At 57.9% G+C, this 14,877-nt stretch carries 11 protein-coding genes; 2 read left to right on the top strand and 9 right to left on the bottom strand.

The genetic code is table 11. The features are described 5' to 3' along the window. Positions 1–227 precede the first annotated feature (227 nt). The 8 genes from AC1XOS_RS01975 to AC1XOS_RS01940 all read right to left on the bottom strand — a co-directional run bounded on the left by AC1XOS_RS01975 (position 228) and on the right by AC1XOS_RS01940 (position 12,539). The gene (locus AC1XOS_RS01975; protein WP_481960537.1) at positions 228–1,022 is read right to left on the bottom strand and encodes a hypothetical protein; all 795 of its coding nucleotides are present in this window, start codon (positions 1,020–1,022) and stop codon (positions 228–230) included. A gap of 21 nt (positions 1,023–1,043) precedes the next feature. Next, a complete protein-coding gene (locus AC1XOS_RS01970; RefSeq protein WP_481960536.1) occupies positions 1,044–1,802 on the bottom strand; it encodes a hypothetical protein in 759 nt (252 codons plus the stop codon). A gap of 69 nt (positions 1,803–1,871) precedes the next feature. Beyond that, entirely contained in the window at positions 1,872–3,257 is a 1,386-nt protein-coding gene (pilM, locus tag AC1XOS_RS01965) for a type IV pilus assembly protein PilM (RefSeq protein WP_481960535.1), read from the bottom strand. A 223-nt stretch (positions 3,258–3,480) separates the two neighbouring features. Next, positions 3,481–6,564 (bottom strand): polysaccharide biosynthesis tyrosine autokinase, encoded by a 3,084-nt coding sequence (locus AC1XOS_RS01960; RefSeq protein ID WP_481960534.1) that lies wholly within the window; start codon positions 6,562–6,564, stop codon positions 3,481–3,483. Positions 6,565–6,573: 9 nt separating this feature from the next. Further along, positions 6,574–7,905: a sigma-54-dependent transcriptional regulator gene (locus AC1XOS_RS01955; protein ID WP_481960533.1), complete on the bottom strand. Its 1,332-nt coding sequence runs from the start codon at positions 7,903–7,905 to the stop codon at positions 6,574–6,576. Next, positions 7,902–9,269, bottom strand: a complete 1,368-nt coding sequence (locus AC1XOS_RS01950; RefSeq protein ID WP_481960532.1) for a GAF domain-containing protein — start codon at positions 9,267–9,269, stop codon at positions 7,902–7,904. Before AC1XOS_RS01950 ends, AC1XOS_RS01955 begins: the two co-directional genes overlap by 4 nt. A gap of 228 nt (positions 9,270–9,497) precedes the next feature. Continuing rightward, entirely contained in the window at positions 9,498–10,670 is a 1,173-nt protein-coding gene (locus tag AC1XOS_RS01945; protein WP_481960531.1) for a glycosyltransferase family 4 protein, read from the bottom strand. Positions 10,671–10,835: 165 nt separating this feature from the next. Continuing rightward, the gene (locus AC1XOS_RS01940; protein ID WP_481960530.1) at positions 10,836–12,539 is read right to left on the bottom strand and encodes a hypothetical protein; all 1,704 of its coding nucleotides are present in this window, start codon (positions 12,537–12,539) and stop codon (positions 10,836–10,838) included. Between the two features lie 64 nt (positions 12,540–12,603). On the opposite strand from AC1XOS_RS01940, the gene rsmG reads away from it, so the two are divergent. Beyond that, entirely contained in the window at positions 12,604–13,248 is a 645-nt protein-coding gene (gene rsmG / locus AC1XOS_RS01935; RefSeq protein WP_481960529.1) for a 16S rRNA (guanine(527)-N(7))-methyltransferase RsmG, read from the top strand. Positions 13,249–13,251: 3 nt separating this feature from the next. Further along, positions 13,252–14,067, top strand: coding sequence for a hypothetical protein (locus tag AC1XOS_RS01930; RefSeq protein WP_481960528.1), 816 nt, complete (start codon positions 13,252–13,254; stop codon positions 14,065–14,067). Positions 14,068–14,090: 23 nt separating this feature from the next. On the opposite strand, the gene AC1XOS_RS01925 is transcribed toward AC1XOS_RS01930, so the two are convergent. Next, positions 14,091–14,877, bottom strand: a 787-nt coding sequence (locus AC1XOS_RS01925; RefSeq protein ID WP_481960527.1) for a universal stress protein, incomplete at its 5' end; no start/stop codon positions are given.

Raw genomic sequence — 14,877 nt, 5'->3', positions numbered from 1 at the left:
CTCCCGTAAGAGTGGATGTTCCTCCCCCAGTAGGCACACCACCAGGCATCATATCTTGCGGAGGGCGGCCTTGCATCGCAGGATCACCACCTGTTGGTGCCTGAGCAGGAGGGCTGTCAGAAGAACTACAACCTATAAGACTAATCACCCCAAGGAGGGCCAAAGATAATACCAACGTATTTGTTTTCATCACGTGTTCTCTTCTCTTTCGCAAAGGCTCAGGCAATTTAAGCCCCTCCCATAGTTGCCATTCCAGCAGCACCAGGCATCGACTTACCACCACCACCCATATCAGGCCCCATGCTACCACTCATGCCGCCGCCCATCATGCCACCGCCCATGCCGCCCATCATGCCGCCACCCATACCTCCAGCGCCTGCGCCACCTGAGGCAGCAGGGAAGTTCGGGCCGGGTTTATCCCCTTGCGTGAACTCAAAGATCTGGATGTTATAGCTACCCATCAGACGAGGGGAGTTTCCTTGCAAATTGAAACCTGTCACCAGTACCAAGCGATCAAAATTATTCCAGCGCTCTACATGGCGAAGGACAGCATCGAAGTTACCAGAGACCGTCACCGCCCCTTTGTTGTCGGCCAGAATTGGCATACTGCACTGGTTCGGGTCGTTGGGAGGCGGATAGAGGCTAAAGCTTGACTGTACGATCTGTACCCCCTTATCTGCCTTAACAAACTTCTCCAGCTTTGGACCGAGGTCGTAGAGCTGCTCTTTCTGGATCTGCTGCCAAGCGGTATAGAGATTGGAGACATTGATGCGAGGCATGAAGCGCCTGTCATAGCGCCCCCAGTCAGCCTTAGCCGCCGCAACACTCACAAGAGCTGCCTTGAATTTCTTATCCGCCTGTGGCTTGGTCTGAGCTACCTGATCACGTGCCTCGAAGCGAGCTTGCTCTTTCGCAATTTCCTCATTTCTTGGCGAGTTCAGGGTAAACCAGAGAGTTAGCACTGCAATCAGTGAGAGAACTCCAAAGATGATCCAAATTTGAGGACGTGTTACTTTACTCATAGTTTTTTTCCTCCTACCGTACTAATCGGTAGGTGCCCCTCCACTCTTACCACCACCGGCTGCGGGAGGCATTCCCCCATCACCGCCAGGCCCCATTGCCCCAGGTCCCATGCTACCACTCATGCCACCAGAGCTCATGCCGGGAGGCATCCCACCTGTCATCCCACCTGCCATGCCAGCGGCACCCGCAATTGGAGCCATGGGTGGTACGACATTGTGAATGAGCTGAGCGGCAACCTGAATGGGGAACCCACGCTGCGCATCGGGAGGAAGCTGACGGATCTGCTGCATGCGCTGCCAGTCCGGCATCCCTTGAATACTCAGGGCCTTCAGGTCCGGGTTTCCAAAAAGTGTCAGGTAGAAACGTCCTACATCTTCCAGTTTCGGCACCGAGGCGCTAATACTCAGGCTATCTCCCTGAACCGCCATACTGTTGTACTCCACACCACGGTAGGTGTAGCGCGCAACATTACGATAGACCAAGCCAGGAAATCGGTTGTAGTACTGGATGTTCTTGACAAAATCCACTTTGGCCTGAATCGGCGCAATCTTGGCAAGCTCGTCTTTGGTCTTTTGTTCGGTGGCTTCAACAGCCGCCGCAGCCGTGTCGGCATTGTTTGCAGCCGTCAGGGTCTCATTGTATTTTGGATCCTGAAACGCAAAACGATAGACAAGCGGCGCGGCGATACAGGCCGCCAAGACAGAACCCGCCCACCACCAGGTGGCCCGAGTCTTCTTTTGTTCCGCGATATAAGCTGGTAAGAGGTTGATGCGCAGCATCGTATTCTAGTCTTTCCCTTGAGAGGTTTGCTCAGTCAGACTACTCTTTTCAGAGTAGTCTTCAAAAAATTATTCTTTTCCGAGAACCGCATCACGCGCGGCAAGTCCCAGAGCGACGGTCATTGCCGAAGCGATCTCCATACGGCGTGTCACCGACATGTTCTTAGACACGACATTTAGCCCTGCAAAGGGATCGGCGACGCTTGTTGGGACTCCTAGATCGTACTCAATGTACTGATCCAGATTCTGCACACGAGCGGAGCCCCCACAGAGCAGGATCAGATCCATCGTGTCGTTAGGATACTTCGAGCGGAAGTAATCCACAGATCGTCGCAGCTCCATCACAAACTCACCCAGCATCGGCAAGATCGCATTGAAAACTTCTTTGCGACGCTCATAATGAGGCTCAACTTGCTCCACAGGGACCATCGCAGGCTCCACCACAACAGGTGCGTCGGCAATATCGGGCGCGGCTTCCTCAAACGGGCTCGCGAAAGGATTCGCAGGCTCGGCGAAGGGATTTGTCGCGGTTGAGTTGGCAAAGGGATTGTCATCGGCAATGTCAAAGGGAGAAGCGGGTGCCGCCGCTGGAGTCTCACCACCGCCAAAGAGGGGAGGTGGCAAAGGGGCGCTCATGTCCACGTCGAAGGGTGTCGAGATACCAGCGTCTTCCATTCCCCCCGCCGTACCGTACATCATCTCATCGGCCTGACCACTCTTAACCAGATCCATCAAGATGACGGCATGTGCCCGCTTCTCGTCCTCGGCAGCATCCATCGAGAGCCCTAGGCGATCCGCAATGGCTCGGGTGAGGTTGTCGCCACCAAGCGGAATCGTACGGGGGTAGCGCAGTGCGCCTCCCTTGAAGACGCCCACATCGGTCTGTGATGCGCCCATGTTGACGATCACCACATTTTTACTCTGCAGTCCCTCTTTCGAGAGATCAATCAGAGCACGACCTACCGCAAGCGGCTCAACATCAATGACCAGTGGCGTTAGCCCGGCGGCGGTCAGGGTGTTGATGTGCTGGGCGATCATGTCCCGCTGAGCAACCGCAAGCAGCACTTCCATGTTGGGATTATTGGGATCGTTATCCGTCTCGGGATTGTCAATTTTCTGGAAAGACAGCTCAACATCACTGGCAGCGAAGGGAATATGACGCTCGACTTCCCACTTCATCGTCTCGGCCAGCTCGCTCGGGGTCATCTTAGGAACCTCGATCACGCGCACGACCATTCCTGCGGCCCCCGCCACGGAACAGACGCACTTCGTGGCCTTGATGCCATTTTTCGTGCGCATCTGCTTCAGCGCTGCCCCGAGTGTTTTCGGATCGGCGATGACTCCCTGCATCACTGTACCCGGCGGGGTGTTTTCGATAGCAAGGCCCGTGACACGCAAGCCACTGCCTGCCCCACTCACCTCAACCATCTTAATGGTCTGTGTTCCGATGTCCAAACCGACGAACGCTCCGCCGCTCGGTCTGGCACGAACCACTGGTTTTGGACGTGGAGCAGCCTTCGCTCCTCCGCCTTTTTTAGTCCCTTCGCCCAATCTCGCCACTACGCTTGTCCTTCCTTCTCTTCCCTACCGAGTGAGAGTATGCGCAATTATACGGTCTCTGCATTTTCTATGTCAAGCAAAAAAGAAGAAAGGGCTGCACATGGCAGCCCCATCGACATTACGAGCGTCCCCTTTTGAACCAATTAAGGATTCCACCAAGGCCTGTGGTCTTGGCTCTAGAGCGGTCTTTTCCCTGGTCCCCATCCTCATAATCACTATCAAAGTCGTCAAACTCATCATCAAAATCATTATCAAATTCATCCAGATATTCTTCATCATCGGGATCAAAATCAAAGCTGATAACGTCATCCTCGTCGGCCTTGCTCAGAATGGACTCTTGATGCGCAGGATTGGATAGCTCCACCGAACGGGCAGTAGGTGTCTCAATATTTCCTAGGAGAGGCGAGGTAGACCAGTTGGTCTTGAGTGGCTCACTTGCCTTGGGTGGCTCGCTGGGGCTCACGGGTGGAACCGGAATGATAATGGTAGGTGGCTCAGGCAGAGACTGCGGTGCGACCGTCGGGATTGTGGGCACCACCAGAGTCGGCTTCGGCGGCTCTTCTACGAAAGGCTTGGGCAGCTCGACAGATTTGCCTAGCTCCACCCCAACAGCTTTGGGGGTCTCAATCACGGGTACAGGGGGCACTTCAGGCACAATCGCGGGCTTAGGGGCAACAGGCTCGTCCACAACACCTGGATTTCGGAGCGAGGGAGTGGGACGGGAGGCGAGGAAGTCTATTTCGTCGTCCTCCTCCTCATCGTCTTCACTCTCGAAATCGGAGGCTAGACGCTCAAAGCGCTCTTCTTCTTCCAGAGCCGTGCGGGAGGGATCACGGCCCGGAGCCGGCGCATTTTCCGTGGGCTTCAGGCGTGGGTAGTACTGATTGTGGTAGTGAACCGAGTCCACACTCTCCGAGGGCGCCGCATTGAGAACAACTCCGATCAGATTGGCATTGGCCTTGATCAGCATCCCCTTGACGTGCTCAACAGCGCCGCGTGGCACATCCCCGGCACGAATCACCAGCATGGTCGCGTCTATAAACGACGACATGATCGAGGCATCCGAGAACGTGATCGCTGAGGGAGCATCGTAGATCACGATATCGGCAACGGTCTTCAAGCGCTCATGAAGCTCGCGCATTTGCTGTGAGCCAACCAGCTCACTGGGATTGAGTGGTGGCGATCCCGAGGTCATCACTAAAAGCGACTCGATCTCAGTGCGCTGTAGGACTTCGTCAATGGCAAGACTCGCGCCTGCCAGCAGCGTGGTAAGCCCCTTCTGGTTGGGAAGAGAAAATACCCCGTGTAGGCTAGGATGGCGCAGATCCGCATCGACCAAGATCACTTTTTTCCCGGCCTGTGCCAGCGTGATCGCCAGGTTCGTCGCTGTCGTTGTGGCCCCCTGGCCGGGCTTGACGGTGGCAATTAAAAGCGAGCGGAACGGGTGCTCGATCTGTGTAAAGAGAATATCGGTACGCAGCAAGCGATACGACTCTGCCGTGGGCGAGAGCGGGTCCAGATAGGCCACGCGTGGTGCCCGCCTAGGGTCGGGAAGCTGGGCCGGAATCTCTCCCGCCACTGGCAGCCCGAAGAGCTCTTCCGCATCTTTTTTGGTGCGCACGGAGTTGTCGAGCGCATCCAGACCAATCACCAGCGCAATACCTAAGATCAGCGCCAGAACCGTGGCGTAGAGCAGGAGCTTGATGCCATTGGCCATCGTGTTTTTAGATGGCAAGACATAGGCACGGGTGATCTGAATCGTCCCTGTCCGGCTGGTCTGAATACTTTCCAGCCGTGCACTCTGAAGCGCCTGGTTGATCCGTGTCAGGTTCTTATCAATCCCGTCAATCTCACGAGCGAGCTTACTGTACTCCGCTTGGAGAGCAGGCTGCTTCGCCAGACGATCCATCAGCTCTTTGTACTGCTTCTGGTGGGCACTGAGGGCTGCCTTCGCGGCGGCAAACTGACCACGTGCCATACTGAGTGTGCTCTGTGCAGAGAGATAGTTTGGGTTGGACTGCGACTGTGTCCAAGGCTTGTAGTTCGCCTTTGCCTGAGCCGTGGCTTGATTTAGCGCTGCCCGAGCAGTCTGAAGGTCAGGGTCGTTCTCACCTTTCGTTGCCGAGAGACGCTTTACATCAATAGACCACTTCTCGACATCCAGCTTCGCTGTCTTATATTGGGGATTTTCTGCCGCAGGCAGTGTGACCGTGATCGTTGGTTTCGTCTGAGCCAAGATCTGAATCGCATTTTTAAAGGTCTGCTCCGACGAGTCACGGGCGGACTCAAGCTCAGTAATACGGGTTTCTAAGAGCTGGGAGGTCTGACCGGTCGTCTCTTGGCCAATGAGCGAGGCGAGCTTGCTCTTGCGCTTAAAAACAGACATTGCATTGATCGCACTCTGCCGCTGGCGCTCGGTATCCTCTTTTTGTTTAAGAAACCCCGCAATCGCCACTCGATTCGAGCTTTGTGCTGTCACGGCGTAGTTATCCAGAAACGCAACACAGAGCATGTTCAGGTAGAGAAGTGCCTCGTTTTCGCGTGGGAAGTGCCCTAAGAGCTGGATCTGGTTGTCAAACTGCCGGGCGCTCTCTGTGTCCAGAAGGCTAATCACCGGCTTGACATCCACAAACTGGCGCAGGTTATCGGCGATCTCGCTGGGCTCAAGCTTCAGTCCGTCCTGGGCAAACGCGCCTAGACGGTCCCGTGGAGCCGCCAGACGTGCCACTTCAGCGAGGCGAAAGCCTCGCTTCTGTTGCTCCAGCCGAGCCTGACGTTCTGCAGGAGCAAGCTCGCCTTCTCGCACGAGCTGATCGACTTTATCTTCGATCTGGCTGTCGTAAGGCGCGAAGTACTGATTGCGGTCAAGAATCGCATAGACTTCCTTCTTGCGTTCCTCTTCGTTCATTCGAAGCAGATTAGCCGTATTCAGGAAGGTGTTGTTGTTGTTGGCAAGCTGGGTGGCCAGCTCGGAAATACGCTTGCTAGAAGAATCCGACGCAACCGCGGTGGTTTCGCCGTTGGCATTCGTCGCAACACTGGGCATGGCCTGCTGAAGGTTCAGGCGTGCGTCCGCGATCACCCCTGCGCGCTGGTTTTGGATAAAAATACCAATCACCACCAGAACGGCAGCGATCAGCGCCAGCCCAATAACAAGATAGATGCGACGGTTAATCAGCCGCCAAATTCGCCAGAAGTCCATTTAACTCTCTTATCCGTTTACCACTTTAAGCTGTGGCTGTGCCGGCACCTCGACCATCCGCTGAAGTGCTTCCGGTAGCACTCCCACTTCAATGCGCGTTGCCCCTTCGGGGGACATTACCACAGCGTACTCTATTACGTTTTGTAGCTCCCGGATGTTTCCTGGCCAGGTGTGACTCACGAGATACTCTAGTACCGCCTCCGAGATTCCCTCAGGGAAGGCACGGTCGTTGTCTTTGGCGATCTTATTCAAAAAATACAGAGCCAGCGACGGAATATCCTCGACACGCTCCCGCAGTGCGGGCAGGTGCACCGGAACGACATAGAGGCGGAAGTAGAGATCCAGCCGAAAGGTTCCCTCTTGCACGGCCTGCCAGAGATCCCGGTTGGTCGCCGCGACGACCCTGACATCCACTTTTACGTTCTTCACGCCACCGATACGGCAGATCTCCCGCTCTTGCAAGGCGCGCAGGAGCTTTACTTGGGTTAAGTGGGGAATGTCCCCAATCTCGTCTAAGAACAGCGTCCCGCCGTCGGCGAGCTCGAACTTACCTGGCTTTGCCGCTGTGGCTCCGGTGAAGGCGCTCTTCTCGTGTCCAAAAAGCTCGGACTCCAGTAGCGTGTCGGGCAGAGCCGCACACGAGATCGCCATAAACGGGCCGCGTTTTCGAGGGCTCGCCTCGTGGACTAGCCGTGCAGCGACTTCTTTACCCGTCCCGGACTCACCTAAAAGCAGCACGGTGGCCCGGCTGGCGTGGGATGCTTGCAGAAGCTGGTGTACCATTTTCTGGGTGGCAGGTGCGTTGCCAATCAGTGAGACTCCGGGAAGGTTGATAAGGTTCGGCGCAGGCACTGCGGTCGAGAGATTGGGCGCACTCCCGATCACCGACTTGACTTTGCCTGCCGGGATACTTGCGTGCGCGATGCTCTGCAGTGTCGGCTCAGGGCCCGCGATCAGGGCCCGCTCGACAGCATGCCGGACTTGCTCGACATCGAAGGGCTTGGTGATAAAGTCAAAGGCCCCTAGGCGCATTGCCTCCACAGCAGAGCGAACCGTTCCGTGCCCCGAGATAATCAGTGCCCGCAGCCCCGGATGGTTCTTGCGCACCGCTTCCAGCACCTCTAGGCCGTTCATGTCGGGCATGAGGTAGTCCGTGATCAGCAGATCCAGCTTTCTCTCCGCCTTGGCCTTGCGCACGGCATCTCGCCCGCCATCCGCTACCAGCACCTGATGCCCATCGCGAGCCAAAACGGCGGATAGGACACGTCGCAGATTCGGCTCGTCATCCACAATCAAGATCGTGGTGCCACTGGGCTTAATCTCTTCGTTTTCTGCTGTCATACCGTCTCGTCCTCAGTTGTCTTTGCCGGAGGCAGAACGAGGCTAAAACATGCCCCTCCGGTTGCTACATTCTCAGCGCGTATCGTGCCGCCCTGAGCCTCAATTGTCTTGCGTACTTGTGCTAACCCGAGCCCCGTCCCGCGCGCCTTCGTGGTAAAGAAAGGCTCCCAGAGCTGCTCGATCACATCACTGGGCAACCCCGGGCCGTTGTCCTCGATTTGTAGGCACCACCCCGGGGCCGCTTCGACAATGCGCACGATAATCTGGCTGTCCACGCGGGTATTTCCGACGGCGGCCATTGCCTGCGCGGCGTTGAGGAGAATATTGCGCAGGGCTCGCCCGAGCTGTGCCACATCCACCTCAACAAGTGCTTTTCCTACACTATATCGCTCTTGAACTCTCGAACAGCCCAGCCGCGCCAGCTCTTCTCGCAGGAAACTGACCTCAGCCTTGGCCAGCTCAACGAGGTCTGTTTCCCGACACACCGGAGCTGCAGGTCGAGCGAACTCCAATAAATCCGTGGTCAGTGTCCCCAAGCCATCTACTTCCTCGACGACTATATTCAAAAAGTCACGCACAGTTTCATCACTACTGCCCTGAAGAAGAAACTGTGCCGCGCCTTTGATCGAGCCGAGTGGGTTGCGTAGCTCGTGGGCGATCGTCGCGGCAAGCTGCCCCATGGCGGTCAGTGCCTTCGAGCGCTCCATCTCCCGCTCTAGCTTAGCCTGATCTTTGGCGGCCTGCGTGAGATCGTCAATGGTCTGCCGCTGCGCGATCACGGCTCCCGCTTGTGCCGCAAAGAGCGAGAAGATCCGCAGATCGCTGTCGGTGTACTGGGTGGCAGGGGCGTGGCGGGAGACGCAGAGCACGCCCAGCGCCTCGTCGGTGATTCCCAGAAGCGGCGCACAGAGCGCACTCTCCACCTCGGGGCGCTTGGTAATCTCGTTCTCAGCCAGTAAGGGATGGGTGTGGGGATCGCGGTTGACTAAGATCGGCTGACGCGTCTCGGCCACACGTCCTGCGATGCGCTCGCCCATGAGCAGTGTCACGGACTGGGAGACATCGGCGGCGAGTCCGACAGAAGCGACCATGCGCAGCACATCGGTTCCTCGCTCTCGCAAAAACACCGAGCCGGTGTGGGCATCCAGCGCCGCCACTGCCCGCTCCGTGACGTGCTTCAGGAGCCGCTCCAGATCAATGTGTGGTGCCGCACGCCACAGCTCATAGAGCGCGGCAAGCTGACGCTCACGGCGCTCCAGCTCCGCTCCAGTGGAGGAGGAATGAGGGGGTGCAGTGAGCGTGCTTCCGGTGTGACGCCGCGCCTTTACCAGCACAGCGGTTCGTTTTTTAGTTACTTCGGTCATCCGTAAAAATGCCTACCTTAACCGTAAGTTTCGGTAGGTTTACACCAACAATGGAGACCAGTAACCTAAAACGATAGAATTTCCTCGCTAAAATGTCGGAGATGAGGGCCAGGGTTTCCCCTAGAATGCTACGCGCACGGAGCCAGAAGCGTGTGACGACGCAAGGGCAGGGTCAGTACAGGCCAACACTGGAGTGATTCGTGATGTTCGCTCGATTTATCTTTGTCGCTATGCAGCACGATTCCCTTGATCGATTCCTTGCTGGATCACATCCGTGACACGGGCGAGGTACTGGGAGACATTGTGGTGCTGGCGTACTCGAGACAGGCCATTCTTGCCCAGTGTCTGCGCCCGCTCCGGTTGGTCGAGAAGAGTCAGAATTGCCTGCGAGAGGGCGAGTGGGTCACGGGGCGGAACCAGAAGACCAACTTCGTTCTCCACAACAAACTCGGGAACGCCCCCAGCGCGCGTCGATATGACCGGCTTTCCCATTGCCATGCCTTCGAGCGCGACGAGGCCAAATGGCTCCTCCCAGCTCGGCATCATCACGATGTTGGAGGCCGCAATGAACTCCGGGATGCTACGAACATACCCCACGAGCCGGACTCTCTGTCCGACCCCGAGGCTCTCGATCTGCCTCTCAAGGCGCAGACGGAGCGCTTCTGGGCCGCGACCAGCAATCAGGACGTGTGCCTGTGGAGAGCGCTTCAGGACATGCACCGATGCCGCGATCAGATCATCTTGGCCTTTATACTCATTCAAACGTCCCATCATCGCGATCAGTGGCTCGTTGGTGCCGACACCATACTCGGCACGGGTCCGTGTGCCATCGAGATCTGGGTTGTACTTTTCGAGTTCCAGCCCATAGGGAGTGAGATGGAAGCGGCTCGGATCCGGGATATAACGAGCGAGTTTCTCACGGAGGTAGTGGCTGTGGCCGTGTATCTGAGCTGCGCTCTGCAAGACAAAGCGCGATATCTTACCATTTTCACCATAAAACGGATAGGCCGCTGCGAGGATGAATGGGCGGCGGGTGAGCCGAGCCGCGAGCGCGGCGAGTATCGGTGCTGCGCCCCGATCGATGGAGTAGAGCGCGGCGATCTTCTGGTCGCGTATTGTGCGGAGGAGTCGCACCAGCCCCATCGCGAAGTCCTTCACCTGCGTGGGTCGCCCGCTCCGATTGGGGAGAGCCGCCTCGACTCCCCCCAGCTCGGCCGTCGTGAGCTTTAAGTCGGGGATCGTGCAGAGCTGGCGGTGGACATCGCCTCGTGGTTTGCTCACCACGTGCAGGTCAAACTGGGTTCGTGATAGTCCACGGAGGGCCAGGAGAAGAGTCTCGACATCGCCTTCAACTGTGCTATAAGTATTCAGGGCTAGGAGTGGTTGCCGGGTTGTATTCATGTTTGCTCATAGATTTCTGTGCAATACTCATGCCAAACGCACCAGCACAGCGGTTCGTTTTTTAGTTACTTCGGTCATCCGTAAAAATGCCTACTTTAACCGTAAGCTTCGGTAGGTTTACACCAACAATGGAGACCAGTAACCTAAAACGATAGAATTTCCTCGCTAAAGTGTCGGAGATGAGGGCCAGGGTTTCCCTAGCTTTTCGGCGATATAGCGGCCTTCGTGCTGAATCACACGCTGGAGTTCGGCTTGGACACTACGCTCACGGAGCGAGAAGGCAGTGAGGTGTGCGGCATAGATCAAGGCGAGCACAGCGGCTAGGGGAAGCGTGTAACGACGCAAGAGCAGGGTCAGAGAGATCTTATGGCGGTGTGCAAGGATCGCGCTCACTCCCAGCAAGACAAACGGGGCTACCAAAGCGCTCAAGGCTATCGTGGCCTCAAGAGCAAACGCACGCGACAGGAGCTGCGCCTCCGCTGCCTCATCGGCACTATTGCCTGCGAGCGACTGAATCACGCTACTGTAGGCCATCGAGTCGCGGAGGTTGCCGATTCCCTGCCAGAGCAGCCAGACCATCACGGCGACAAAAATCCCCACGCTAACCACGGAGGCGGCGCGGCCCGTTTTTTGGCCCAGCCACGGACGAAGGAGTGCCAGCCCGCCCAGCACGCAAAGCAGTGTGGTCGCTCCTAAAAGCGCAAGGCTCGCCAGTAAGCGCCACTGGGTTTGGAAGAGAGTCGTGGAGCCAAAGACAGACGTGTCGGAGGCGCGGCTTACAAGAGAGCGGGTCGCCTCGCCTGCCTTCAAATACGCTTGCCAGCGAGCTGCCTCGTTGGGTTGGTTGTGCGCTTGAAGATACGCCGTAAACTGCGCACTGAGCCAGTGGCGATCTGCATTCCCCTCACTCTTCATCTCTTGGGCAGGTGCGCCTCCAGGGCGGCCTTCAGAGACCTGCACCAGTGACATTCCCACCACTTCCCCGATCAGCGACGACGACTGATCGCGCATTTTATCCCCCAGCAGGGCCACGTCACGGCGAAGCGCCAGCCCCTTTTTGAAGTCCCCCGCTTGCTCGGCATGCATCGCCTGGGCCGTTATCACGCGAGTCATCGCACGCAGAGACGCATAGTGTGGGAAAAGAATCATCGCCAGAGTGGCACTCTGGGTCAGGCTGTTCTGGGGGCCATAGCTCAGCTCTGCACGGCGGATCGCTCCGCGTGCCTCCACATCGATGTACTCTCTCCAGAGCGGCTTCTGCGCAGCCCGATGCAGCGCCGCTTGTGCCTGGTGATCCTGGTTGAGGGAGTAGTGTGCAATCGCGGCCATCGCAGGGAAGTAGGCATTGTCAGGGTCGAGTTTTTCGCCCGCCGCACAAGAGCGCAGCATGATCGCCGCATCACCTGCTTCATCGGGGTTCGGGGTGCTGGTGTAGTTGGCATACTGAGGTGGCCGAAGCTCGTCTTGGAGCGCTTGGTGCCCCACTCCCACTGAGCCACCGTTCTTACACCCCATTCGCAGCAACGTCGCATGAACCGCAGGACTCTCCGGAACTTCCTGCGCCAGTGCCTGAAGCGCCGCCCATTTTACCCGCCCGGAAAGCTGCGTGGTGCTCGCCAAACGAACCGGCAGCTCGCGGGACGGCGGGACGGCGCTCTCGGGCGACGGTGACGAAATCTTTGGCCCAAATCCCCCCAGCGGCAGGTCACTCTGCTTGACTCCCAGATTTGTCAGGTTTTTTCCCCAAACGGACCTACCTGCCGCCAGGCTCATGTCAAAGCGTAGCGCATCCCGCGTGAGCGGCAGAAGGCAGAGGGATACAAATGTCGCAGCGATCAGGCTCGCCGCAAGCACATTCCAGCGTTTCATATCTCTCTAACGCAGCATCTATCGTCTTGGTTGCGGCCTGTCAAGATACAATGCTCTGAATTTTATGGACACACCGCTCTTTCTTGCTGCTTTGAAGCAGGCTACGGAGGCGATTGAGCTTCCCCTTACCGAGGCACAGGCGGCGCAGTGCGCTCACTTTGCTGCGCTGGTGGTCGAGACCAACCAGACCCTGAACCTCACCCGAATCACAGAGCCGGAGGCGATGGCGATCAAGCACTTTGCGGACTCACTGACGCTGCTCAAGGCGGTTCCTGAGCTGAGACAAAAGGCGACGGTATGCGATGTGGGCACGGGCGCGGGCTTTCCGGGTGTGCCGCTCAAGATCGTCCGCCCCGATGTCCAGCTCACGCTAGTGGATAGCCTGCGCAAGCGCCTGAAGTTTTTGGAGAGTGCTCTGGAGACCCTAGAGATTCCCGATGTCACGCTGATCCATACCCGCGCGGAGGAGCTGAAAAACGCTCGCTTTGATCTGGTCACCGCCCGCGCCGTCGCTGCGCTTCCCAAGCTGATTGGCTGGTGCGGGCCGCTGGTCAAGCCGGGTGGCTACTTTGTGGCGATGAAGGGCGCGGAGCTCGAAGACGATGAAGGCATGGCGGCCAAGCTCGGCCTGACATTCCTTCGACAACTGGAAATCACACTGCCGGATGCAGAATCTTCTCGCAGAAATTTGGCTGTCTGGGTAAAATAGCCTATGCGGCTATGTCTGCGAGAGCTGGAACCGGAGATGGCGCGACGTGTGCGGGTCGTGCAACAAAGTAGCGCCGGGCAGGAGACACTAGAGCGGACGACACTGGAGCCGATCTGGTCGGTGTTCTCCCTGATGTGCTCGCTTCTGATCGTGGCGCTGTATATCTTAGTCTGCTTCCGAGTGGGAGGAGCCATCGCGATCTTTTTCCTCCTGCTCACACCAGGAATTCTCCTAGCCGCCACCCAGCTGCCTCGGATGCTCACGCCACGCACCCTCAGCGCCCCCGCCCTGCGACTGCTCCTCACAGAACCTAGCTTGCCACGGGTCGAGCAGCTCTACACGGAGATCCTCCTGATGCTCGTCGAGACGCCCACCCAAAAACCCGCACCCCTTCGAGCACTCCTCGACGAGGTCAACCAGCTTGTTCGCGTGGACCGTACCATGGCGGCGCAGCAGACAAGGCTCCAGCAAGTCACCGATCCCCAGAGGCTACGCGGCACGGAGACGGAGTACCAGCAGCTCACCGAGCGGCTGGCGTGCGAGAGCGACTCTATTGCCCGCATGGCTCTGGCCGAGAGCCTGGAGCTCTGTGCGGAGCGGCGGGCGCACCTGCAGAGCCTGCCGCTTCTGCTACACCGCCTGAGTGCACAAAGAGAGCTGCTCTTGCAAGGAGTTGCCCTGGCGCATGCCGCGCTCCTGCGCACCCGCACGGTGCCGCTGACCACCATGCCTCCTGAGATAACCGACCTGCGGGCCCGTGTGCGCGAGCTCACCAGCGAGAGCCTTGCTCTGGAAGAGGCGACGCAGTCGCTTCTCTAGGCCCTAATCCGGGTGACGCAAGATCAGCACGGAGCACGGCCCGCTGATGGCCTGGTGCAGGGAGACACTCCGAGAGTCAGGCGCTCCAGCAGGCTATGGCCCTTCGCCCCCAGGATCAGCAGCTCCGCGCTGGCCTGATCTAGAGCGCGGTCTATAGCTTCATGGATCGGCTGGGTGTAGAGTGCGGTCTCGATGGTCACTTTGGGCCACTCTTGAGCAAGCCGTTTTGCAACTTGCTCGCTCCGTCGCTCTAGTGCCTGCCGCACCGAGGCGGCGATAGAGACACCCCGCTCGGGGAGCTCTCGATCTAAAAACTCAAGATCAAGCTCGGGTGCAACACTCATCACCAGAAGATGGGAAATCCCACGCGGCGCAAGGTCAATCAGAGTCTCCAGGCAGCGATTGGCATACTCCGAGTGGTCCGTGGCGAAGACAGCACGCAGTGGTAGGTCATCCGCCTTGTAGAGAAGCGATGGGCGAGCAATAAGAACGCTCTGGTGCGCTCCCATTGCCACCCCACGGGCGACACTGCCCGTCAGCGCCGCGACTCCCTCGCTCCGTGCATGCGAGGCATTGACCGCCACCAGCTCCGCATGAAGGGCCTCAGCGCGATGTAAGAGCGCCTCCGTGGGATGGCCAAACAGCACATCGCCTTTTGCCTGAGGTAACAGACGTGCAGCACTCTCCACCAGCTGACGGGCATGCCGGTTCTGCGACGAGATAATACTCTCTACCTCATCCGGTGTCCGTGCACCCTCGATCCCATAGCTCAGATAATCTCCTGCCGAGAGCGTGTGCACCAGCTCAAAG

Source organism: Armatimonas sp. (genome assembly GCF_964826245.1).
This window is presented reverse-complemented; position numbering and strand designations above follow the sequence as displayed.